This is a genomic window from Acinetobacter sp. NIPH 2100, from assembly GCF_000369805.1.
In the GTDB taxonomy this organism is placed as follows: Bacteria; Pseudomonadota; Gammaproteobacteria; order Pseudomonadales; family Moraxellaceae; genus Acinetobacter.
Genome location: NZ_KB850224.1, coordinates 1,517,724 through 1,541,526 on the forward strand (window position 1 = coordinate 1,517,724; position 23,803 = coordinate 1,541,526).

25 protein-coding genes are annotated in these 23,803 nt (G+C 41.3%); 20 read left to right on the plus strand and 5 right to left on the minus strand.

Annotation, left to right across the window (positions count from 1 at the left end; translation table 11 throughout):
- Positions 1-168 precede the first annotated feature (168 nt).
- From F887_RS10975 to F887_RS10965, 3 genes are all read left to right on the plus strand, one after another.
- Positions 169-1,560: a 3-oxoacyl-ACP reductase gene (locus tag F887_RS10975; protein WP_005293176.1), complete on the plus strand. Its 1,392-nt coding sequence runs from the start codon at positions 169-171 to the stop codon at positions 1,558-1,560.
- 65 nt (positions 1,561-1,625) lie between these two features.
- The gene (locus tag F887_RS10970) at positions 1,626-2,480 is read left to right on the plus strand and encodes a MaoC family dehydratase (RefSeq protein WP_005293180.1); all 855 of its coding nucleotides are present in this window, start codon (positions 1,626-1,628) and stop codon (positions 2,478-2,480) included.
- Positions 2,481-2,560: 80 nt separating this feature from the next.
- Positions 2,561-3,814: a serine hydrolase domain-containing protein gene (locus F887_RS10965; protein ID WP_005293182.1), complete on the plus strand. Its 1,254-nt coding sequence runs from the start codon at positions 2,561-2,563 to the stop codon at positions 3,812-3,814.
- On the opposite strand, the gene F887_RS10960 is transcribed toward F887_RS10965, so the two are convergent.
- Together F887_RS10960 and F887_RS10955 are read right to left on the minus strand one after the other, a co-directional pair.
- On the minus strand, positions 3,811-4,329 hold the full coding sequence (locus F887_RS10960; protein ID WP_005293184.1) for a GNAT family N-acetyltransferase: 519 nt from the start codon (positions 4,327-4,329) through the stop codon (positions 3,811-3,813). The genes F887_RS10965 and F887_RS10960 overlap by 4 nt on opposite strands.
- A 12-nt stretch (positions 4,330-4,341) precedes the next feature.
- Positions 4,342-4,926 (minus strand): TetR family transcriptional regulator, encoded by a 585-nt coding sequence (locus F887_RS10955; RefSeq protein WP_005293186.1) that lies wholly within the window; start codon positions 4,924-4,926, stop codon positions 4,342-4,344.
- Between the two features lie 125 nt (positions 4,927-5,051).
- Here F887_RS10955 and F887_RS10950 point away from each other — a divergent pair, with 125 nt between their 5' ends.
- Complete coding sequence (locus F887_RS10950) at positions 5,052-6,542, plus strand: MFS transporter (RefSeq protein ID WP_005293189.1); 1,491 nt, start codon at positions 5,052-5,054, stop codon at positions 6,540-6,542.
- A 42-nt stretch (positions 6,543-6,584) separates the two neighbouring features.
- Here the strand turns inward: F887_RS10950 and F887_RS10945 are convergent, their stop codons facing one another.
- Positions 6,585-7,178: a Maf family protein gene (locus F887_RS10945; protein WP_005293191.1), complete on the minus strand. Its 594-nt coding sequence runs from the start codon at positions 7,176-7,178 to the stop codon at positions 6,585-6,587.
- Positions 7,178-7,561 (minus strand): DUF2237 family protein, encoded by a 384-nt coding sequence (locus F887_RS10940; protein WP_004653014.1) that lies wholly within the window; start codon positions 7,559-7,561, stop codon positions 7,178-7,180. The genes F887_RS10945 and F887_RS10940 overlap by 1 nt, the downstream gene beginning before the upstream one ends.
- Before the next feature lie 139 nt (positions 7,562-7,700).
- Here F887_RS10940 and F887_RS10935 point away from each other — a divergent pair, with 139 nt between their 5' ends.
- The gene (locus F887_RS10935) at positions 7,701-8,888 is read left to right on the plus strand and encodes a phosphoglycerate kinase (protein ID WP_005293193.1); all 1,188 of its coding nucleotides are present in this window, start codon (positions 7,701-7,703) and stop codon (positions 8,886-8,888) included.
- A 154-nt stretch (positions 8,889-9,042) separates the two neighbouring features.
- Entirely contained in the window at positions 9,043-9,285 is a 243-nt protein-coding gene (locus F887_RS10930) for a hypothetical protein (protein ID WP_005293196.1), read from the plus strand.
- A gap of 49 nt (positions 9,286-9,334) precedes the next feature.
- On the opposite strand, the gene F887_RS10925 is transcribed toward F887_RS10930, so the two are convergent.
- Positions 9,335-9,718, minus strand: a complete 384-nt coding sequence (locus tag F887_RS10925) for a hypothetical protein (protein WP_005293199.1) — start codon at positions 9,716-9,718, stop codon at positions 9,335-9,337.
- A 254-nt stretch (positions 9,719-9,972) separates the two neighbouring features.
- Here F887_RS10925 and F887_RS10920 point away from each other — a divergent pair, with 254 nt between their 5' ends.
- The 14 genes from F887_RS10920 to F887_RS10855 all read left to right on the plus strand — a co-directional run bounded on the left by F887_RS10920 (position 9,973) and on the right by F887_RS10855 (position 23,713).
- Positions 9,973-10,551, plus strand: a complete 579-nt coding sequence (locus F887_RS10920; protein WP_005293202.1) for a nitroreductase family protein — start codon at positions 9,973-9,975, stop codon at positions 10,549-10,551.
- Positions 10,552-10,598: 47 nt separating this feature from the next.
- Positions 10,599-11,672 (plus strand): NAD(P)H-dependent glycerol-3-phosphate dehydrogenase, encoded by a 1,074-nt coding sequence (locus F887_RS10915; protein ID WP_005293205.1) that lies wholly within the window; start codon positions 10,599-10,601, stop codon positions 11,670-11,672.
- Positions 11,673-11,748: 76 nt separating this feature from the next.
- The gene (gene sixA, locus F887_RS10910) at positions 11,749-12,204 is read left to right on the plus strand and encodes a phosphohistidine phosphatase SixA (protein ID WP_005293207.1); all 456 of its coding nucleotides are present in this window, start codon (positions 11,749-11,751) and stop codon (positions 12,202-12,204) included.
- Positions 12,205-12,244: 40 nt separating this feature from the next.
- Positions 12,245-13,384 (plus strand): type II secretion system protein GspL, encoded by a 1,140-nt coding sequence (gene gspL, locus F887_RS10905; RefSeq protein WP_005293209.1) that lies wholly within the window; start codon positions 12,245-12,247, stop codon positions 13,382-13,384.
- A complete protein-coding gene (gspM, locus tag F887_RS10900) occupies positions 13,384-13,863 on the plus strand; it encodes a type II secretion system protein GspM (protein ID WP_005293212.1) in 480 nt (159 codons plus the stop codon). Before gspL ends, gspM begins: the two co-directional genes overlap by 1 nt.
- Positions 13,864-13,951: 88 nt before the next feature.
- The gene (locus tag F887_RS10895) at positions 13,952-14,959 is read left to right on the plus strand and encodes a quinone-dependent dihydroorotate dehydrogenase (RefSeq protein ID WP_005152211.1); all 1,008 of its coding nucleotides are present in this window, start codon (positions 13,952-13,954) and stop codon (positions 14,957-14,959) included.
- Position 14,960: 1 nt separating this feature from the next.
- Positions 14,961-15,554: a CvpA family protein gene (locus tag F887_RS10890; RefSeq protein WP_005293215.1), complete on the plus strand. Its 594-nt coding sequence runs from the start codon at positions 14,961-14,963 to the stop codon at positions 15,552-15,554.
- 24 nt (positions 15,555-15,578) lie between these two features.
- The gene (gene purF / locus F887_RS10885; protein WP_005293219.1) at positions 15,579-17,117 is read left to right on the plus strand and encodes an amidophosphoribosyltransferase; all 1,539 of its coding nucleotides are present in this window, start codon (positions 15,579-15,581) and stop codon (positions 17,115-17,117) included.
- Between the two features lie 100 nt (positions 17,118-17,217).
- Positions 17,218-19,107 carry a M48 family metalloprotease gene (locus F887_RS10880; RefSeq protein ID WP_171067392.1) on the plus strand — a complete coding sequence of 630 codons (1,890 nt, stop codon included), beginning with the start codon at positions 17,218-17,220 and terminating at the stop codon, positions 19,105-19,107.
- A gap of 127 nt (positions 19,108-19,234) precedes the next feature.
- On the plus strand, positions 19,235-20,035 hold the full coding sequence (locus F887_RS10875) for an undecaprenyl-diphosphate phosphatase (RefSeq protein ID WP_005293224.1): 801 nt from the start codon (positions 19,235-19,237) through the stop codon (positions 20,033-20,035).
- A gap of 100 nt (positions 20,036-20,135) precedes the next feature.
- Entirely contained in the window at positions 20,136-20,933 is a 798-nt protein-coding gene (locus F887_RS10870) for a hypothetical protein (protein WP_005293227.1), read from the plus strand.
- A gap of 119 nt (positions 20,934-21,052) precedes the next feature.
- Complete coding sequence (locus F887_RS10865) at positions 21,053-22,036, plus strand: fatty acid desaturase family protein (protein ID WP_005293229.1); 984 nt, start codon at positions 21,053-21,055, stop codon at positions 22,034-22,036.
- A 63-nt stretch (positions 22,037-22,099) separates the two neighbouring features.
- Complete coding sequence (locus F887_RS10860) at positions 22,100-22,525, plus strand: PaaI family thioesterase (protein ID WP_005293232.1); 426 nt, start codon at positions 22,100-22,102, stop codon at positions 22,523-22,525.
- Positions 22,526-22,720: 195 nt separating this feature from the next.
- On the plus strand, positions 22,721-23,713 hold the full coding sequence (locus F887_RS10855) for a putative solute-binding protein (RefSeq protein WP_005293234.1): 993 nt from the start codon (positions 22,721-22,723) through the stop codon (positions 23,711-23,713).
- Positions 23,714-23,803: the final 90 nt, after the last annotated feature.

The following is a 23,803-nucleotide window of genomic DNA, read 5'->3' on the forward strand; positions in this document are numbered from 1 at the left end:
ATACTGCTGTATTGACTAGAATGACGCTTGAGACCACATTCGGGTCAAGACATCTAGACATGAACTCAAGTATGATTTGTTATGAGTCAATCAGACATTGATTTCATGCCATATCCCAACATGATTCATGTGTTTGTAACAAATTCATTTGTATGAGAGATAATAACCATGACTGATCAATACCAAGCATTTACACAATCACCTTTAGGTAAATTTGTTGTAAAAAATTTAGGTTTACCGTCGCCAGTTTCGCTAGATCGTTTTGAAAGTGCTCAACCTGTTGTGAATGGTGCCGTATTGCTTGGCGCAGCACCTTCAAGTACGGTTTCTGCTGCGATTGCTCAAGTTTTGAGTAATATTCATGCCGATAGCTATGTTGGCAATAATGTTGAATTGCAACAAACTGCTGCAAAAGTAGGTTTAAATCTTCGTCCTCTTAATGCAGATGACAAAGAATCTAAATTTAAAGCGGTTGTATTTGATGCTTCTGGTATCCAAGATTCTGAACAGTTAAAAGAGTTGTATAACTTCTTTAATCCAATCGCACGCCAAATCTCTAGTTCAGGTCGTGTGATCGTGATTGGTACCACACCTGAAACTGCCAAAACAGTAAAACAAGCGATTGCACAACGTGCACTTGAAGGTTTTATCAAGTCTGTTGGTAAAGAATTCAAAAAAGGTATTACTGCACAAGTGGTCTATGTTGATCAAGGTGCGGAAGCAAACCTTGAATCAACTTTACGTTTCTTGATTTCTCCACGTTCTGCTTATGTATCAGGTCAGGTGATCCGTGTTTCTAAAGCAGATGTGCTTGATTTGGACTGGGCGAAGCCACTTGCGGGTAAAACAGCATTAGTGACTGGTGCGAGCCGTGGTATTGGTGAAGCGATTGCTCATGTATTGGCGCGTGATGGTGCACATGTCATTTGCTTAGACGTTCCTCAACAACAAGCCGATCTTGAGCGTGTTGCTGGTTCAATTGGTGGTTCAGTATTGGCAATTGATATTACTGCTGCTGATGCGGGTGAAAAAATCAAAACTGCCGCAGCAAAACAAGGTGGTGTAGACGTTATTGTTCATAACGCTGGAATTACCCGTGACAAAACTTTGGCGAATATGAAACCAGAGCTTTGGGATCTTGTAATCAACATTAACTTGTCTGCAATTGAGCGTGTTAACGATTACTTACTTTCTAATGATGGTTTAAATGCAAATGGCCGTATCGTTTGTGTATCATCAATCAGTGGTATCGCGGGTAACCTCGGTCAAACTAACTATGCGGTGTCAAAAGCAGGTGTGATTGGTTTGGTTAAATTTACTGCGCCGACATTAAAGAATGGTATTACCATTAATGCTGTTGCGCCTGGTTTCATCGAAACACAAATGACTGCTGCGATTCCATTCGCGATTCGTGAAGCAGGTCGTCGTATGAACTCAATGAACCAAGGTGGTTTACCTGTAGATGTGGCAGAAGCAATTGCTTGGTATGCGTCAACGGGTTCAACTGGTGTAACTGGTAACGTTGTTCGTGTCTGCGGTCAAAGCTTGTTAGGTGCGTAAGCATTAGGGTTTTGAAGAGGGGTGCTTGTGCATCCCTTTTTTATAAAAATATTGAAAGGTTTATTATGAATACACGTCATTTTAGTCAATTGCCAAAACCTTATTTAGCTTATCCAAAAGTCATTCAAGGTCTCATTTTCAAAAAGCCAAAAGGTGAGAAGGTCCTGCCACAAGTTGAATATGTGGTGGATACACTTAAGATTGATAGCAAACATTTAGAAAGCTATAACGAGATTTGTGGTTTTAAAAATGATGGTTTCGTGCCTGCAATTTATTTAGCGGTTCTGTCTCAAAGTCTGCAAATGCATATGATGACCAGCGAAGCTTTCCCATTTGCGATCTTGGGCTTGGTGCATATTCGTAACCAGATTAAGCAAACACGCAAAATTGCTGTGAATGAACAAATTACGCTGTCTTGTAAGTTTGGTGAGTTGAAACCACACGACAAGGGTTTACAGTTTGATTTCATTACCACTGCGAAAGTTGCAGGTGAAGTCGTCATGGAAAGTTTAACGACGTATTTATCGCGTCAAAAAACTGAGAAAAAAGCGACAGAGAAAGCGAAAGATACTCAAGAACCTGCTTATCAACCACAAGCAGAATGGGCGATTTCTGAAAATACGGGTCGTCGTTATGCGGTGATTTCGGGTGACTTCAACTTGATTCATATTCATGCTGTGACTGCAAAAGCATTTGGCTTTAAACAGGCGATTGCACATGGGATGTGGAGCAAGGCAAAAGCTTTGGCGAGCATTGAGCTTCCAGCAGCTTATGAAGCAGATGTCTGGTTCAAACTGCCAATGTATTTACCTTCAACGGTTGAGTTTTTAACTGCGGCTGAATCAAAGCAAACAGATTTCTTAATCCGTAATGTGAAATCTAAAAAGCCGCATGTCGCTGGTACAGTGAAAGCACTTTAATACGTTAGTATTTGTTAAATCATCCCTGTTGTTCGCAACAGGGATAGTATAAGAACATAAATATCATAAGGAATTGAGCTTTGATTAAAGAAATTCTATTTGCCGATACACATCATTATCATGGCAGTGTTGATGAACGCTTTATAGACTTGGCTAGCCAATTCAGCCGTCTACAAGATGCGCGGAGCCAACAAGGTGGTGCTGCGTTGGTGGTGTATTTCCAAGGTCAAAAAGTTGTTGATATTTTTACGGGTAAAAAATCTCAAGAACAAGATTGGCAAGCCAATACCTTGGCGATGTGTTATTCAACGGGTAAAGGTATTCTTGCAACACTTGCGCATATTCTGGTGAGTGAGGGTTTACTTGAATATGATCAGCCCATTGCACATTACTGGCCTGAGTTCGCTCAAAACGGCAAAGCCAATATTACGTTACGACATGTTTTATCGCATCAAAGCGGTTTATTTGATATTCGTAATATGATTGATGCTGCAACAGAAATGTTGGATTGGTCACATATGCTTGATGTCGTTGCAGCAGCAACACCGCGTTTTGCAGCTGGACAAAGTTTTGCCTATCAGCCTTTGACTTATGGTTGGATTTTGGGTGGTGTGATTGAGAAAGCAGCGAAGCAGCCTTTAAGTTGGTTAATGCAACGTTATCTTGTGCAGCCTCTTGAACTGGATGGGGCATACTTTGGAACGCCTGTTTCAGAATTAGATCGCGTTGCACGTTTATTGTTAAAACCCAAAGCACCTACCTCAACTAAACCTCAAACCAAGAAAAATAATCAACCACGTAAAGCATCTTTATCAGAACGGTTATTAGAGCTTTCAGGTCAAAACCCACAGGATTTTCAAGATGCTATGATCCCAAAAGGGATGCGCAATTTTAGCTTCTACAGCGATGAAGGATTACAAGCCGTTATTCCAGCAGCCAATGGTGTATTTACTGCAGATAGTTTGGCTAAAGTATATGCGATGCTGGCCAATCAAGGGCAATGGCAGGGGCAACAGCTCATTCGTCCAGAAGTATTTAAGCAACTCAGTGTGGTACAAAGCAAAGCGCGTGATCGAGTAATGCCAATTCCAATGCATTGGCGATTGGGATATCACCGCATTCTCACCATGGGCAAACGTGCGCCACATGGCTTTGGTCATGTTGGCTTTAATGGTTCAGGTGCGTGGTGTGATTTTGATCGTGAATTGAGTTTTGCTTATACCCATAATTTTAACGTAACCTCGGCAACAGGGGATTATCGTCTGTGGGGCTTAAGTCAGGAAACGCTTCGCTGTGCAGATGAAATATTAACAGGCCGCAAAGGCTGGTTTTAATTCGTATCATCTTGATAGGGTGGAATGTGATAAATCACGGCCTCATATTTCCGTTCAGTTTTGTATCCTGCAACAGTCCCTCCTAAAAATTCAGCCAGTTTACGACTCGGCTGATTTTCGATGGCAACAGGATATAAGAAATATTGGGCAGAGAGATGTAAAGAAGCCCATTTGAATACTTCAAACAAGGCTTCTTTAGCAAAGCTTTGTTGATGAAAGTCTTCTCGAATCCATAATCCTAATTCGGGGGTTGGAGTATCTAAATGATGGATGCCAATTAAGCCAATAAAGACCTGATCGCGCTTTTCACGTAACACAAAATGGCAATCGGTATGGTTGCTTTCTGCAATCAGCCATGTTTGCCCAATCTGCTGGATTTCTGCAAAGCTTTGAGCAGGCTCCCATGCCATATAACGTGTTAAGGTTGTGGTGACGCAAGGATAGATGTCAACAAGATCATCTATTTGAAATACAAATAAATCCAGTCTTGGGCTCTGTAATAATGGTTGTTTCATTATTTGCTCTTTTTACTTTTTAAACAATTCTGCTTGAATAATGGCTTCGGTATGGCGTTTAAAAACATTTTCATTTAAGCCAATGAGTCCTAGTTTGTAAATGCCTTCCAAGCCGCAGACAAATGCAATGAGTCGCCATGCGATATCGTGGCTGTTCGTCTCAAAATGAAATTCACCCTGTGTTTGGCCTTCATCAATCATACGCACAATAGAGCGGTGCCAGTCTTGCATGGCGATATTGTAGGCCAGCTTTATTTCTTCATCTTGATCAATGAGAACTTCGGCTTCATTCCAGAGTCTTAAATAGGGTTGGATTTGCTCAATGTTTTCGCAACCGAGTAATAGGGAAAGGCGCTGTAAATAGTTGGCTGTCGTGACCTGATTTTCAATTTCGTCCAGTTGTTGCATCAGTTTAATAAAAGCTTCGGCTTTTAAATGTGAGCTAGAGGCAAAATGATGATGGACTTGTCCTGTCGAGGTTTGGGCTTCGGTGGCAATACGGCGAACCGTCATCGCAGAAAAACCTTCATTTAGTGCGACCTGCATTGCAGCTTGTAAAATCATTTCACGACGTTGTTCACGGTTTAAATAAGCCATTCTTTTTAGCACCTATCAGGACATACAAATCAGAAACAAGTTAACTCAACGTTGAAAGTTGGACAAGTGTTCAATTTTGGTTATAATAACGCCAACTTGAACAATTGTCCAATTTAGAGGCATTTATGTCACGCAAGTGGTTAATTCTTGCAATCGTTGTACTGATTTACCTTCCTGTATCAATTGATGCAACCGTTTTACATGTGGCGACCCCAACGTTAAGTGAGTCACTTTCATTATCTGCAAATGAGTTATTGTGGATTATTGATATCTACTCCTTGGTTATGGCGGGTCTGATTTTACCGATGGGTGCATTGGGAGATCGTATCGGCTTTAAAAAGTTAATGATCATTGGCGGTATTTTATTTGGCCTAGCGTCGTTGGCAGCTGCATTTTCTTCTACCGCATATGCCTTGATTGGTTCTCGTGCTTTATTGGCAGTGGGTGCAGCCATGATTCTGCCTGCCACTTTATCTGCGGTTCGAAATACCTTTCTTGATGAAAAGCAGCGCAACTTTGCCCTAGGTGTTTGGGCAACTGTCGGTGGTGGTGGTGCAGCATTTGGACCACTGCTTGGTGGTTTCTTATTGGAACATTTTCATTGGGGCGCTGTATTCCTGATCAATGTGCCCATTATGTTGGCTGTATTGACTTTAACTGTATTCGTGATTCCAAAGCAGGCAGGGCAGCCGAAGCAGAATCTTAACTTGCTACAGGCCATTGTATTGGTGGTTGCTATTCTGAGTATGATCTATGCGATTAAAACCGTGATGCATGGCTTTAGCATCTGGTCGGTTTTGATCTTTGTAGTGGGTTTTAGTTTGTTGCTTGGCTTTATTCGTACACAGCTCACTTCAACTTCTCCAATGATTGATATTCAGTTATTCAAACATCCTGTGATTGCGACAGGTGTGGTGATGGCGATTGTATCCATGATGGCATTGGTCGGATTCGAGTTGCTGATTTCACAGGAATTGCAATTTGTTTATCAGCTTTCACCATTGGCAGCCGGGGCATTCATTTTACCGTTCATGGTTGCGATTAGTTTAGGCGGTCCAATCGCCAGTATGCTGGTCAACCGATTCGGACTACGTTCGGTTGCTTCATTTGGTATGTTGATGAGTGCTGTAAGTCTGTGGGGCTTGGCAAATACCGACTTTATGCAGGCGCAGATGCAAGCATGGGGCTGGATGGTTGTGTTGGGCCTTAGTGTGGAAATTGCTTTACTGGCTTCAACCTCTGCAATTATGTCTTCAGTACCGCCAAGTAAAGCCACGGCAGCAGGTGCAATTGAGGGAATGGCGTATGAGTTGGGGGCAGGTTTAGGAATTGCCTTTTTCGGTCTGATGTTGTCATGGTTTTATGCCAACTCGATTGTGGTGCCAACCGATGTGCCGCATCGTATCATTGAGCAGGTAAGCAGTTCGATTGGTGAGGCGGTTCAAGCTGCCAAGCAATTACAGCCAGTGATTGCTGAGCATGTGATTGAAGCTGCAAAACAGGCTTTTAGCCAATCGCATCGTTCAGTGTTGAATGTGGCAGCCTTGTTATTCTTGATCTTGTCGATTTTTATTTGGTTTGCTTTACCAAAGAGAGTCACGGTGGTTGAGGAATAATGGCTTACCCTGATCTAAATTGAGTTTAGGTCAGGGTATTTTTTAAGGAACACTGATTTCAAACTGACGTAGGATCTTACACAGTTGAATCATCGGCAAGCCCATCAACGTGGTTTGATCATCACCAAGCGTTTTTTCAAATAAGCTAATCCCCAAGCTTTCGCATTTAAAGCTGCCCGCACAATGTAAGGGTTGGTCAATTTCAATATAACGCTCAATTTCTGCCAATTTCAGCTGACGAAATTTGACTTGGTAATGTTCAACCAATGTGGTTTCAAAGCCAGATTGCAAATGTTGAACACTGAGAGCTGTACTGAAAAACACGGTTTGACCAGAATTTGCCTGTAATTGCTGAATGGCATTTTCAACGCTTAAAGGTTTACCAATAAAGTCATACGGAGCATGTTCACGCCAAGCCACCTGATCGGAACCAATCACAATGGCATCTGGATGTTGTTCCGCGATAACACGGGCTTTTTCCTGGGCCAGTCGTTTAGCCAGATCATCGGCATGTAATTCACCTGTTGCTGATTCATCAATGTCAGGGGAAATACAGCGATAATCCAAGCTCAAACGATTCATGAGATCTTTACGGGTTTGGCTGCTGGATGCCAAAATCAATTCAAGTTGACGCATTACACCGCATATTCTACAAGGATATTGAGAGGCACGTAATGCAGCACGGCATTGTGGCAGGCATTCAACTTAATAGGAGGAGCTTGTCCTGCTTGATAAGCTTCAACCCAACGGGTTACACAGATGCACCAGAAGTCACCTGGTTTGAGGCCAGGGAAACCCACTTCGGGTAAAGGGGTAATCAAGTCGTTGCCGACTTTTTGAGAGAAATTTAAGAACTCTGAAGTCATTTGTGCACACATGGTATGCTGACCTAAATCGGTGACCGCCGTATGGCAAAAGCCATTACGAAAATACCCAGTGATTGGGTCATAACAACAGCTGGCTAAAGGTTCGCCAAGGACGTTTAAACGATTAATTTTTGGATCTGGATGAATTGACATAATAATAGAAAGATTTAGTGACGGTGATTATCATAATCAAAACTGAAGCTTTCGGCAGCTTTTCTGCAAAAAAACTCACCTTTATTTCAGAGAATCATTTAAAATTACGCCGTTTTTAAAATCAACTAGAGAGCCATCCATGAATTTTCAGCGCATGACTGATCTTGATTTAGCAGGTAAACGTGTCCTTATTCGTGAAGACTTAAACGTTCCTGTAAAAAATGGGGAAATTACCAGTGATGCACGTTTACGTGCTGCATTGCCAACAATTAAAGCTGCTTTAGAAAAAGGCGCGGCAGTGATGGTATTTTCTCATCTTGGTCGTCCTGTAGAAGGTGAGCCAAAACCAGAACAATCACTTGCACCGGTTGCTGCTTATTTGAGCAAGGCGTTGGGTCAAGATGTTAAATTATTCACAGATTATTTAGATGGCGTTGAAGTGGCTGCGGGTCAAGTTGTATTACTTGAAAACGTTCGTTTTAATCATGGTGAAAAGAAAAATAACCCAGAACTTGCGAAAAAATATGCTGCACTTTGTGATGTATTCGTTATGGATGCATTTGGTACAGCACACCGTGCAGAAGCATCTACTGAAGGTGCAGCACGTTTTGCCCCAATCGCTGCTGCGGGTCCATTATTGGCCGCTGAGTTAGATGCGCTTGGCCGTGCGATGCAAACCCCAGAAAAACCAATGGTGGCGATTGTTGCAGGCTCTAAAGTTTCGACTAAACTTGATGTATTAACTTCATTGTCTACAATCTGCGACCAATTGATCGTGGGTGGTGGTATTGCCAATACCTTCTTGGCTGCTGCTGGTTTCAATGTTGGTAAATCACTTTACGAAGCTGATTTGATTGAAACAGCAAAACAAATTGCTGCAAAAGTCAGTGTTCCATTGCCAACAGATGTTGTGGTTGCAGATGCAAGCCAAATCAACTTTGAAGATTTCCTTGGCTCATTGGCAAGTGCCCAAGCCGTTGTAAAAAATGTTGCTGATGTGACTGACACCGATATGATTTTGGATGTTGGTCCTGAAACGGCTAAAGCATTTGCGGACATTTTAAAATCTTCAAAAACAATTCTTTGGAATGGCCCAGTGGGTGTGTTTGAAGTAGATCAATTCGGTGAAGGAACTAAAACACTTTCTTTAGCGATTGCTGAATCTGCTGGTTTCTCGATTGCAGGTGGTGGTGACACATTGGCTGCGATTGATAAATACCAAGTTGCTGATCAAATTGGTTATATCTCAACGGGTGGTGGTGCATTCTTGGAGTTTGTAGAAGGCAAAACTTTACCAGCGGTTGCGGTATTGCTTGAGCGTGCTTAACCAAGATTTAATCTGCTGATGAATCAAATAAATACCCAAAAAGAGTCGATTTAAATCGGCTCTTTTTACTTTTGTACAACGTTGCAGTCATGAAAATGTCATATATCTGAAATATGATTGTCACAAGTTAACCAAGTAACTGTGGAAAGCCGTGATGAAATTTAAATTAACCCTTGCCGCTCTAATTATTGCTCCAATCATGCTAACTGCATGTGCAAAGAAAGAAGAAGCGAAAAATGCTGAACAGCAAGATCAAGCAGCTTCTGCTGTATCAACACAGACGACCCCAGAGCAACAAGCCGCAATTGATGCGATTGATAAGCCAAATTTAGATGAAAATAATACTGATGTTGCAGAACATGCTGCTTCAGAGGTTGCTGCGAGCGAAGCTCACTAAGCGATCTAGAAAATAAAAGCCGATGTTTGAACATCGGCTTTTATTGTGTTTAAGCGTTGGCTTTGCAGTAGAACGTCAGTGTGGTTTGATAATCATCATCACGGGCGAGTGAGGCATTTTTGCCAGTGAAGGTACCAATTACACCTGCGGCAGCTTCAACCATTTTTCCAGTTTGCTCATCCACCACACCTTTGAGTACGCCTTGATACGCGGTTTTTTCATCAACTACGACAGGAGAGGTGTTGCGGGTACAGGTTTTTTGTGCAGCAGTAACTGCATTGTTTTTTGCAATTAGGTTGGTTTTACCCACACCCGTCACTTCGTATTGATTGTTTTCTTTTTGAATGGCCAAGGTATTGGTTGGTGTTGATGCACACGCTGTTAGGCCAAGGGCTAAACCACCCAATAAACTCATGATTAAAGTTTTTTTCATTGCTTGTTCTCAAGTTGCTGCTTAATTGTATTATTGGAACATAGAATTTCGCATCGGTTTTGCAGGTTCTGTACAGTTTGTGCAGAGACTCTGTTAATTTTTTCAAATGAATGATGAGCTTAGCAACTATTGTATTTTCTGGTTATTAACGAAATCCAATAGAGACATCTTAGACAAGCATGAATTAAGCATAGTGGAAATCATTCAGATTATGCTAATCTAGCGCCATCCTTGTGTTAGTTAGATTCATTTCAATGACGGACTCAAAAATAGAGACAATTCATCAAAATATTCATCAACGTCAATCTATTGGGCAACTCATTGAGCCAGCGCCGAATACAGAACAACTCGAAAAAGCAGTGCAAGCTGCATTGACCGCACCTGATCATCATCGTTTAAAACCTACTCGCTTCGTCATCGTCACGCCTGAGCAACGCGCTGCTTTTGGTGAGCATTTGGCGAGAGCTTTAGCAGATTTGGGTGAAACAGATCCAGCGCAACTTGATCGGGTCAAACAGCATCCTTTTCGTGCACCTTTGCTGGTTTTAGCTTTAACGACTCTTCAAGATCATCCTAAAGTTCCACATTTTGAACAGATTTTAAGTACAGGTGCAGCAATTCAAAACTTCTTACTATCTTTGCAAGCCCAAGGTTTTGCAACGATGTGGCGTTCTGGGGCTGTGGTGGAGTCAAACTGGTTAAAACAACAGTTAGGTTTAAAACAGCAAGATTTAATTTCAGGTATTATTTATATCGGAACTGCAGCCAAGCTAATTGCTCCGCGAGCAGAAATAGACAGCCAAGATTTTGTAAAAGTATGGCAAGCAACCTAAGCTTTGTTTTGCGTGATTAAAGAAAGAAATTCGTTTCAGGATAAAAAATGACAGAGTTAAATTTTAGCGATTTAGTTGAGCCAGTTGCCGTAGATCAGAAAACAGCACTCAGAATTACGGTATTGGGCGGTGGTAGTTTTGGCACGGCCATGGCAAATTTAGCGACGAGAAATGGTTGCGATACCATGATCTGGATTCGTGATGCCGCTGTTGCCGACGAAATTAATCAAACGCATATCAATAAGCGCTATTTACCTGATTATCCATTGGAACCTGCATTGCGTGCAGTGGCTGACTTAGAGTTGGCTGTACGTGATCGTGACATCATTCTGGTGGCGATTCCAAGCCATTCTTTCCGTGATGTGCTTAAACAGATTGCGCCGTTTATTACTTCTCAGGCTGTGGTTTCATTGACCAAAGGGATTGAAGCAAAAACCTTTAGTTTTATGAGCGATATTATTCGCACAGAACTGCCAGAAGTGCCGTACGGTGTTTTATCTGGTCCAAATCTTGCCAAAGAAATTATGGCAGGTATGCCTTCAGGAACGGTCATCGCCAGTGATTCAGAACTGGTCCGTTATGCAGTGCAACATGCGCTACACAGTGCTTTGTTCCGTGTGTTTGGTAGCGATGATGTACATGGTGTGGAATTGGGCGGTGCCTTGAAAAATATCTATGCAGTTGCAATGGGTATGGGCGGTGCTTATAAGATTGGTGAAAATACCAAAAGTATGATTCTAACCCGTGCTTTGGCTGAAATGAGTCGTTTTGCGGTGAAGCAGGGTGCAAACCCATTAACTTTCTTGGGTCTATCGGGTGTGGGCGATTTATTCGCAACCTGTAACAGTCCATTAAGTCGTAACTATCAGATTGGTTTTGCATTGGGTTCAGGGAAAACACTGGATCAGGCGACCAAAGAGCTTGGTCAGACCGCAGAAGGGATTAATACGATTGTACAGGTTCGAACCAAAGCGGAAGAACTGGATGTGTATATGCCAATTACCAATGCACTGTATGATGTGATTTTTGAAGGTGCACCACCCATGACAATCGCATTGTCTTTGATGAAGAATGGCCATCGTAGTGATGTTGAGTTTGTTTTACCTCATCATGAAGTCTAATCAGAATCTTGAAGTGTAATCAAAAAACTGTCATCTATTCGCGTTATGATACAGCTATAAAAAATAAGGTCGTTTTATGCAGTTAACTTTAGTTCGTCACGGTGAAGCTTCTCCAGCAATCAATGGAAATGATATGCAGCGTCCATTGACAGTGCGTGGACATCAACAAGCTGAGCAAACAGGACATTTCTTAAAGGATGTGATTCAACCAGAAATCTTTGTGGTGAGTCCGCTATTACGTGCGCAGGAAACATTAACGCATATCAAAGCACATTTTCACGGTATTCCTGTGTTAATTTGCGATAAGATTAAACCTGATGATGATGCCAAAGATGCGATCGAGTGGTTGTCAAAATTGCCTTATGAGTCAATTGCAGTGGTCTGTCATATGAATGTTGTGGCACATATTGCCGAACAACTGACCCATGAAAACTTTAATCCATTTGCATTGGCAGAAGCACGTATTTATGATCAAGCTGTGATCGCAAATGGTTTATCGACACAATACAATCGTTTTACACCAACATTATAATTTTTATATATCCGCGCAAGGATAAGGGTACTGAACACCGATGCTGTATTTATGGATGCCCGAAACCAATGGAACATGGTATTGGTCGGCTGGGGAAAATTGGTTGCAGGCAGATAGTCTTGAACAGTTGATTCAAGACTTGCACGAGCATCATGGAAAAGAGGCTGTGGTTTATTTCCCAAGCCGAAATGCACAATTATTACAACAAACAATGACCAAAGCGCATTACAAGCAATTGGGACAGGAGGGTGTTAAATACCTCTTGGAAGAGTTTGTCACCTTGCCGATTGATCACATGAAGGTTGTACATCATTTCCAAAATGATCAACTGAATATTTTGGGTGTTGCACAATCTACGATCGAAACATGGCAGCATGCCTTGAGTTTGTTACCCATCCAAATGGTGGCATTTTTACCAGACTTCTTGATCTTACCTGAACCAGAACTGAATCAAGTGGTGCTGGTCAATCTTTATGATCATTTATTGGTGAGAGAAAATGCATGGACAGGTAACTCAGTTGATGATTTAGGATTGTTCTTGGAGTTTCAGGCTGCAGAAACACAGTATAAATTTGCCAACCTGAATGCCAGTCAATTGGATAGTCTCGCAACTGCATCGAGTAAAGATGAGCGAACTGAATTCAGTTATCAATTTGAACAATTATTAAGACCGAAGCAGCATCCATTTAATGTTCTGCCGAAATCAAAAAATGCAGAAGTACAATGGTCTGGCTATTGGAAGGCTGCAGCTGCCGTACTATTGGCGGTGATCATCGTGCAATTGGGTTATGACGCGTTACGTTGGTCAAAACTTAAAAGCGTTGCTGATCAAACGGCAAGTCAGGCGATTGAGCAATATAAATATTGGTTTGGTGAAAATAGTCGTGTTACCGAACAAAATATTAAAAGTCAGTTTGAAAGTCAGTTGCGTATGAGTCAACTTGGGGATACGCAAGCACTCTCGCTGTTAAGCCGTGTTGGACCAATTTTGATGCAAAAACAGATTGTTGCACAGCAAGTCAGTTATGATGCCTCTGTATTGGCGATGTCGCTTAAAGCAAAATCTGCGGATGATTTACAAGGATTAACTCAACAATTAAACCAACAAGGTTTTCAAGCTGAATTAGGCAATGTTCAGGCAGATACTGTTGGCGCTATTGGGGTGGTAAAAGTAAAATAATGAAAGCATTCACACGATTACAAAATAGCTTTGATCAGAAAATTGAAGCGTTAAATGAATATCTACAAGGCTTATCTGTGCGTGAACGGGTGATGGTTATTTTTACCACCATTTTTGTCATTGTTACGGTTATTGGTTTTGCTTTGTGGAAAACGCATGCTTTGGCAGATCAACAACAAAAACGGTTAAATGAATTAAAAGATTTAACGGTGTGGATGCAGAGTAATGCAGCCACGATGAAGCCTGCAAACGATGTGGGATTGACCGCAGCAGATAAAATACAGCGAACGGCACAACAACAAGGTTTGGCGGTTTCTTCACAACAAAATGGTGAGCAGATTCAGCTTGTCGCAGAACATCAGAATTATGCTGTGTTAGCTAACTTTTTGATGCAATTGTCTCAAATGGGGATCAGTATCCAGAAAATGGATATGGTCTCTAACAATAATCAGATTAAATTAACTGCAACAGTACAGTAAGCCATTAAAAACCCAATGTCAGGCATGGTGTTTTGATACGCCTATGCCTATAATATGCCTACTTGAAAATCAGTAGACTGTGATTGGTATGTTATATTCATTGGCTCGCCCTTTGTTGTTTACTTTAGCGCCAGAGCGTGCACATGAACTGACACTCTCTATGCTAGATAAGGCCCATAAACTCGGCTTTATGCATCAGAAAGTTGCTGCAAAACCTGTGAGCTGTATGGGAATTGAATTCCCAAATCCTGTCGGTCTTGCTGCTGGCTTGGATAAAAATGGCGCACATATTGATGCACTAGCAGCATTAGGTTTTGGTTTTATCGAGATTGGAACCATTACACCGCGTCCACAAGCGGGCAACCCTCAACCACGTTTATTCCGTATTCCTCAAGCAAAAGCGATTATTAACCGTATGGGGTTTAATAATGATGGCGTGGATAAGCTGATTGAAAATGTAAAAGCTGCAAAGTTTAAGGGTGTTTTGGGAATCAATATCGGCAAAAATGCGGATACGCCTGTTGAAGATGCAGTTTCAGATTATCTCATTTGTCTAGAAAAAGTTTATAATTACGCGTCTTATATTACTGTTAATATTTCATCACCAAATACTAAAAACTTACGTAGTTTACAAAGTGGCGATGCACTGACCGAGTTGCTACAAACTTTAAAAGAGCGTCAACTCGAACTGGCAAATCAATATAATCATTATGTTCCACTGGTTCTTAAAGTTGCACCTGATTTAACAGCAGAAGATATTCAATTCATTGCCGCACAATTATTGCAATTCAAGATTGATGGCCTGATCGTGACCAATACGACATTGGGGCGTGATGGGGTTGAAAACCTACCAAATGGAAATGAGGCTGGCGGGCTGTCTGGTGCGCCAGTGTTTGAAAAGAGTACCGAATGTTTAGGTCAGTTTGCTAAAGTACTGGCGGGTCAAATTCCATTGATTGGCGTGGGCGGCATTTTAGCGGGTGAACAGGCGATTGCAAAACAACAAGCAGGTGCGAGTTTGGTACAAGTTTATAGTGGTCTGATTTATACGGGTCCAACACTGGTCAAAGACTGTGTTGATGCGATGACTGTGTGAAATGAACACGCTTGATATCATCATTCTGGTCATCTTGCTCATTGGAGGGCTGAACGGTTTGCGTCAAGGATTTATCAAAGCCTTTGCGAACTTGATCGGATGGATATTCGCATTGATCGTTGGGGCAAAATACGCTGTGATGTTGGCACCTGCGATGAGCAGTCTAAGCCAAGACCCCGTTGTGCAAAAAATTGCAGCATTTGCCTTTATTGTATTGATCATCGTGGTGTGTACATGGATTGTGTCTGCATTACTCAATGGGCTCTTGAAAAGTCTGAAATTGGGCCCATTAAATCGTTTAGCAGGTGGTGCATTTGGTTCTCTGAAGGGGCTGCTGATTGTGCTGGTCGCAATGCAGGGTTTAGGGCCTTGGGTTGAGAGTTCACCGCACTGGAAACAGTCTAAATTTGTACAAATTCTATTACCTTATGCACCTTTGGCAACTGAATTGTCCAAAGATGCAGCAAATCAAGCTTTAAATCAAATGACATCAGAAGGTGCGTTGTTACGTCGCCCTTCGACAGAAATGGACCAATCAGAACGTGCTTCAGTGGATGAGCGTTCTGATCATTCGACGAAAAATCCTTTTTATTAATCGCTAGCTTGTCGCGAGGTTGCTATGTGTGGAGTTGTTGGGATAGCCGGTAAATCACCAGTGAACCAAATGTTATTTGATGCCTTAACGATGCTGCAACATCGAGGACAAGATGCTGCAGGGATCGTAACCTGCCATCAAGGGCGTTTATTCCTCCGCAAAGATAACGGTATGGTACGTGATGTATTCCATACGCGTCATATGCGTGCATTGCTTGGTAACTATGGGATCGGACATGTTCGTTACCCAACTGCTGGTTCATCAAGCAGTGCTGAAGCGCAACCATTTTATGTGAACTCACCCTATGGTATTACCCTTGCTCATAATGGTAACTTGACCAACGCTGCCGAAATTCATGATGACCTGTTCAAAACAGATTTACGTCATATGAATACCGATTCAGATTCTGAAGTTTTACTCAATGTTTTTGCACATGAGTTACAGAAGATCAGAACTTTAAACCCAAGCCCAGATGATATTTTCCACACCGTATCTCGCGTACATGAGCGTTGTAAAGGGGCTTATGGTGTTGTAGCGATGATTACAGGTCATGGCTTAGTCGGTTTCCGTGATCCAAACGGGATTCGTCCTTTGGTTTATGGTTCTCGTGAAACTGAACAGGGTATTGAATACATTATCGCATCTGAATCTGTTGCGATTACAGCGCTTGGTTTTAAAGTTGAACGTGATATCGCACCAGGCGAAGCGATTTTTATCGATTCAGAAGGGCAGTTGTTTACCAAACAATGCGCTGCGAATCCTGAATATCGTCCATGTATTTTTGAATATGTGTATTTTGCTCGTCCAGATGCCATTATTGATGGGATTTCAGTATATAAAGCCCGTTTAAAAATGGGTGAAAAACTGGCGTATAAAATCTTGAAAGAATGGGGTGAGCAGCATGATATTGATGTTGTAATTCCAATTCCAGATACCAGTCGTACCTCTGCATTAGAGTTGGCAAATATCTTAGGTGTGAAGTTCCGTGAAGGTTTTATGAAAAACCGTTACATCGGACGTACCTTCATTATGCCAGGTCAGCAGCAACGTAAAAAATCAGTTCGCCAAAAATTGAACCCTGTAGAACTTGAGTTTAAAGGCAAGAATGTTCTATTGGTCGATGACTCAATTGTTCGTGGTACCACATGTAACGAAATTATCCAGATGGCACGTGATTCAGGTGCGAAGAAAGTATTCTTTGCTTCAGCCGCGCCAATGGTGAAATATCCAAATGTGTATGGTATTGATATGCCTGCGAAAGCTGAGTTGATTGCGTCAGGTCGTACAGTCGAAGAAATCCGTGAAAATATTGGTGCAGACCGTTTGGTTTTCCAAGACTTGGAAGATTTGAAAAATGCGGTTCGTACCAGCAAAGTGCCAGATTTAACTGAGTTTGATTGTTCAGTCTTTGATGGTATCTATGTGGCGGGCGGTATTGATAAGGCATATCTTGACGCACTTGAGCAAAAACGTAGTGACTCTGCTAAGAAACAGGCAGATGGCTATATTGATGTGAATATTGATGCAGCATCGGTAGATTTAACTGGGATTAAAGAAGAGTAATCATCTTAATCTATAAAAAAGCGGGAATTTCCCGCTTTTTTATTTTATGATAGTGGGTACGAGAAACTTAACTGAAACAATGTAATCGGGAAAACTTACATTGAAAGAAATGAGCCATTATTTAATTGAAAATAAGAATATTGCATGGTCAGTCAGTTTCTGTCTTATCGCAATGTTATTAACGGTCTTTATTCTCAATTTAATTTTGGGTTTAGTCGTTCATTTCTTTGATTATACCCAACCAATTTGGTGGCACGTTCTTAGTCCTTACTTCATTGTCGTGCTTGTTTTGGTTCTGTTTTGGTCCGTAGGCGCGGAGTTGTATGTGTTACGCGAGGGCGGGCACTCATTGGCAAAGCAGTTGAAAGCAAGACGTTTGGTTTTTGACGAAAGTACACCTGAAGAAAGCACCGCATTAAAAGTTGTAGATCAAGTTGCTAAAAGTTTTAATATTGATACCCCAGCAGTCTATGTGTTGCCTGATGAGGTCGGGGTAAATGCGTTAACGGCTGGCTTTAGATCACAAGATATTGCGATTATTCTGACTTGGGGCGCACTGCAAAATCTGGATGAACTTGAGCTTTATGGCTTACTCAGTTATGAGTTTAATCAAATTTTATCTGGCGAAGCGGTTGAAAATACCAAGCTTAAAATTTTATATAGCGGCTTGACCACCTTTAGTCAGTGGGGAAGTAAACTTGCTCAAGCAGGCTATAATCCTTATGCAACGTCTTACCGAAATAAGTTTGAGACCATCTTTGTTGCAATTGGTGGAGTGATTTGGCTGATTGGTAGTTTGGGTATTTTAATTACACGTTGTATTAAATATCTCACCTTGAGTGGTCGAACTTTGCGTAATGATCTCAAGACTATGCGTTTGATGAATAATAATGCCAATGTCCAAACCTTATTGCGGATTTATGTACACCATTCGGGTTCTCAAATTCACAGTGCTTATTCTGAATCGATTTCGCATATGTGTTTTGCCAATTCACTGAGCCCGCAAAGCTGGATGAATATTCATCCGAGTATCAAAGAACGAATTTACGAATTAAATCCCACCTTATTGCAAGATCTACAATTAGAAAATCTACGCAAGCTGCGCAACCGACCATTGTTCAGTTTATTCCGTTCTTTGGAAGAAGAAAGTGCGGATATCACCATGCCGTGGAGTTCACCTCAGCCATTACCTTTATTGCGTTTATCACCGATCAGTTTTGCGTTAAATGATGCAATCAAACCGCTTAATCCAGAAATCCGTAAGAATAAAAAGCGACCTGAATTGATTCAGCGAGCGATGCAGACGGCGACAGGTTCGCGTGAGGTAATGGTTGCGATTTTAATGATTCGTCAATATCGTGAATTTATTCCACAAGAAGCACCTGTGAGTCATGCGATTGTCGATGCATTATTAAATCTGGATGGTCGTATTCATGTGCAGATTTTCCATGATGCCTGTAAAAATATTGGGCATATGCCAACCAGTATTGCACGTCAGTTCTTAACCAAGCTGGCTTGCATTATTCAAGAAGACGGGGAAGTTGGTTTACTGGATGCATTATTATTGGAACGTGTAAAGCAGGAACTGAACTTAATGCCTGCACATTTACCCGCAGCATTTGAAGATGTGAAATCTCAGATTGTTCATTTGATTGATGCATTACTGCATGTACAGCAGATTAATAGTCCGAACCAGTTGGAAGTGCGTGAACGCATTTTACAGATGCTTTTAACTGAAGATGAAATGCAAACTTATGCAGACATTTCAGATGAGCCATTGGACTTGGCAGAAATTTTAAATGATGTCTCTGGGTTGTTGTTACGTGACCGTCTCAACATCTTGTCTATTGCGGAGAGATGTCTCTGGAATGATCGGATTATTACCCAAGATGAATTGGATGTTCTGGAGCTTTTGTATTGGCGCTTAGGTTTTGACACCCATGAAGTGGTCGAGCAAATGCAGAAGAAAAACAGTCTGATGATTATTTAAGAGCCATTGCTGTAGTGCTCTGAATCTTTTTGTGAAAACGTTACCTGACAATCACATAAAATGCTTAGATTTCAGGGTAAGCTTGCCATTTATTTTTATTCTTGTATTACGTACTTTTGAGTAATTTATGGAACATATTGAAATTTTAAAAGCCTTATTTTTAGGTTTTATTGAGGGTCTTACCGAATTCTTACCCATTTCAAGCACGGGTCATTTGATTTTATTTGGTCATATGATCGACTTTCATTCAGATGATGGTCGTGTTTTTGAAGTTGTTATTCAGCTTGGTGCAATTTTGGCTGTGTGCTGGTTGTACCGTCAAAAGATTTTTGACTTGGTTAAAGGCTTCTTTAGTGGAGATGCAGAAGCTCGGCATTTTGCTTTTAGTGTCTTACTCGCTTTTATTCCAGCAGTCGTGATTGGTATTTTCGCGGTTGATTTTATCAAGAGTGTTTTATTCAGCCCACTTGTGGTAGCCGTTGCTTTAATTGTGGGTGGTTTGATTATCTTCTGGGTCGAGTCGAAGAATTTTGATCATAAAACCACAGATGCGACCAAGATTACTTATAAACAAGCATTCTTGGTCGGTTGTGCGCAATGTGTCGCGATGATTCCTGGGACTTCACGTTCAGGCGCAACCATTGTAGGGGGGATGTTCTCTGGTTTGTCTCGTAAAGCTGCAACGGAGTTTTCATTCTTCTTGGCAATGCCGACGATGTTGGGTGCGGCAGTGTTTGATTTGGCACGTAATGCGGATGTATTGACGCAAGACAATATGATGAATATTGCTGTTGGTTTTGTCGCAGCCTTTATTTCTGCATTATTGGTGGTTAGCGCCTTAGTCAAGTTTGTGGAACGCCATACCTTACGAGTATTTGCTTGGTACCGCATCGTACTCGGTATCATTCTGTTATTCGTCTTTTTATAAGAATAAACACATCTCCCTTTTGGCACATGCGAAAAGGGAGATTCTCAGTTAAAATTCCTGCTCTTTCATTTAAATCCTTCAGATCTGGTTCGATAGCACAATGACAATAGCGAAAATGAATGCTCGAGACTTAATTATTGATTTGCTGTTAGGGCTTCAAGGTCGAGCGATTTCAATTAAACAAATCATTATTGCGGCACGACTTTTTGAAATCAGTGAAAACAGTATCCGTGTTGCTGTAACACGATTATCCAGTGATGGGGTGATTGAAGCCATTGAGCGTGGTGTATATCAATTTACTGAGCAGTCGCATGAATGGGCGAATGTCATGCTGAATCGTAAGCATGGCATTAAGCAAACCAAAGCATGGGTACATCAATATCTGGCTGTTTTTACCGGTGAGTTGGGACGTGTTGATCGTACTGCATTAAATCGTCGTGAAAGGGCCTTAAAGCATTTTGGTTTTAAAGAATTAGAACAAGGAATTTATATTCGTCCTGATAATTTGGTGATTACATTTGATCAGCTTATTTCAGAGTTAAAAGCTTCGGGCTTGGAAAATAATGCCAAGATCTGTCAAATTAGCCATTTTGATGCAGATACTTTGGCGGCAATTCCATTACTTTGGTCCACTCAAACCTTAAATCAAAACTATGAAAAATATAGTCAAATGATTCAAAAATGGTTGTCGACTGTCGATCAGCTCAGTTTAGAAGATGCAGCGCGGGAATCTTTATTATTGGGACGACAAACCATTTCCTTACTCATGAATGATCCATTGTTGCCAGAAGGTTTTGTCGATGTGCAGCTTCGTGAACAATTTGCGCAAAGTGTGCAACAGCTGGATCAAATAGGTTTGGACTCTTGGCAGAAATTTTATGAAAGCAGTATCGAGTAAATGTTCATTACAAATATTACAATAATTTAAATTTTAATTTATTGACAGAAATATTACTTAATTTAAAATAAAAATATAAATTGTGTAGTTTTAAAATAAAACAAATACAGGATAGGGATATGAATACACGTGTCGCGATTAGTGATTTATTCTCACGAGAAGAAATTACCGAGTTAACTGCAAAATCTGATGCTCATGGCAGTTGGGCTGTATTTTCGACGTGGGCAGTCATTGGTGGAACTTTTGCAGCTGTGTCCAGTTCTTGGGCATATTTACCTGCTTGGGGTAAATTACTTATGTGTATTGCTGCCTTAGTTATTTTAGCAGGTCGCCAGCTGGCACTCGCCATCATCATGCATGATGCTTCACATCAAAGTTTATTTAAAACCAAATGGTTGAATGATACGTTGACGGATTGGTTGTGCGCGCGTCCGATTTGGAATGATCTACATAAGTATCGTGCTCATCATATGCGTCATCATAGTAAAACCTCAACGGTGGATGATCCAGATTTATCATTAGTCGCAGGTTTTCCAACCTCGAAAAAATCATTAATGCGTAAATTTATGCGTGATATATCAGGGGTGACTGGATTCAAATTTGCGGTTGGTCGAGTGCTGATGGATATTGAGAAAATGGAGTGGACGGTATCAAATGATCGTCGCTGGATTTCTCAGGAAGGCAGACACTGGAGTGATTATACCAAAGCCTTGCTTAAAAATAGTGGTGGGGCAATTGCAACCAACGCTGTGCTATTCTCAGCATTATGGGCGGCAGGTCATCCTAAACTTTATGCATTATGGGTCGTGGCATATTTAACGCCATTTCCTTTATTCCTCAGAGTCCGTTCAATGGCGGAGCATGCAGGAATGGAAACCAGCAATAGCGCGTTGACCAATACTCGGACCACCAAAGCAGGTTATTTAGCGCGAGCTTTGGTTGCACCGATCAATGTCAACTATCATAAAGAGCATCATTTGATGGCCGCTGTGCCGTATTTTAAATTGCCAAGAATGCATCGTATGTTAAGAGAACGTGGTCATGTGTCTGCGCCACCGACGTATTGGCAAGTTTTGAATGAGTTATCAGATAAATCGGATTAAGAAATGGATTTTGGGTTCCTGTTTTAAAGCAGAGGCACTGTAACATTAATAACTGGAGAGAGCATGGCTGCAACCAAAGATGAAATCATGGGATTCTTGGCACAAGAGTTTCCACAGGCACTTAAGAAAAGTGTGATTGAAGACATTACGCCAAAAGGTGCACAACTGTTGTACCAAGTTGATGCAAGGGATTTACGACCAGGTCAAACAGTCTCTGGCCCAACCTTGATGCTGATTGCTGATTATGTGCTTTATATCGCCATCATGGGACATTTAGGTCTGGTTGCGATGGCGGTTACCACCAATATGACCATCAATTTTTTTCGCAAACCGAATGGAAGTCGCGATATTCGAGCAGTGTGTAAATTAATCAAAGTCGGTAAAACCTTGGTCACAGGAGAAGTGTGGTTATATTCGCTTGATGATGAAGAACCTGTTGCACATGTAATCGGAACCTATGCGCTTCCACCGCAGCAGAAAGATGAATAGGACCACTGGTTTAATTTTCACCTAGATAGGATTCATATCGCCTATAGGTGAAAATTATCTTCTATTGAACATCCTCTAAGTAAATGCCTTTAAAAGTTGATTGACTGCAAATACATGAAAAAAACAAATCTCGTCATAGGATAATCACCACGAATCGGTTGTGATAAAGGAATAAATCTTATCGGGAAGAAAGAGATGATAATTAAAAATGGTTTAATTGCTTTGGCATTATTGGGCTGTGTTACAACAACGCAAGCGAAACAGACGGTATGTGTATTTGATCCTGTGGGTAAATCAGGTGATGCCTTTGCCTTAGCAAAAGATTATGCACTGGAAGCAAAAAAGTGGGGTGCAGAAATCGATTTGCGTGCTTATGTGGATGAGCGTGTTGCAGCAGAAGATTTAAAAGTAGGGCAATGTGATGGCGCGATTATCAGTGGATTACGTGGTCGACAGTTCAATAAATATGTTGGCTCATTGGACGCTATTGGTGCATTAACCGATTTAAAAACAGCGATCCTTGCTTATCAATTGCTTTCTAAACCGCAAGCTGCAAAAACTATGCTCAACGGCCCTTATGAGATTGCAGGTTTGGGTACGATTGGCCCTGCGTATTTATTTGTCTCTGATCGTAGTATTAATACTTTGGCCAAGGCTGCTGGCAAGAAGATCGGTGTTTTTGCTTATGATGAAGCTCAACCTAAACTGGTTGCACAAGTTGGAGCGCAAGCAGTTTCTGTCGATGTCACCAATGCAGGGGCAAAGTTTAATAACCATCAAATTGATATCGTGCCTGCACCGATTGTTGCTTATAAGCCGTTTGAACTCTATAAGGGTTTGGGGGATAAAGGTGGCATCGTAAAATTTCCACTGACACAAATTTCTGCAAATTTTATTATTCGAAAGGACAAGTTTCCAGAAGGATTTGGACAAAAGTCGCGTGAATGGGTAGCGGGTCAACTCGGTCGTACCTTCAATATCATTTCAAAGTACGAAAAAGAAATTCCTGCAAAATACTGGATGATCATTTCACCTGAAGAGCAAGTGAATTATATGAAAATGATGCGTGAGGCACGTATTTCACTCACCAAGGCAGGCATCTATGATCCTAAAATGATGAACTTTTTGAAAAAGGTGCGCTGTAAACAAAATCCAAATAGTTTTGAGTGTGCGCTGAATGATGAATAAAACATGATTTAAAAGAACAAACAGACCCTCTTTATTAATTGTAATTTAGAGGGTTTTTTATTGAATGTGGTAGATGATTTCTTTAAAAAA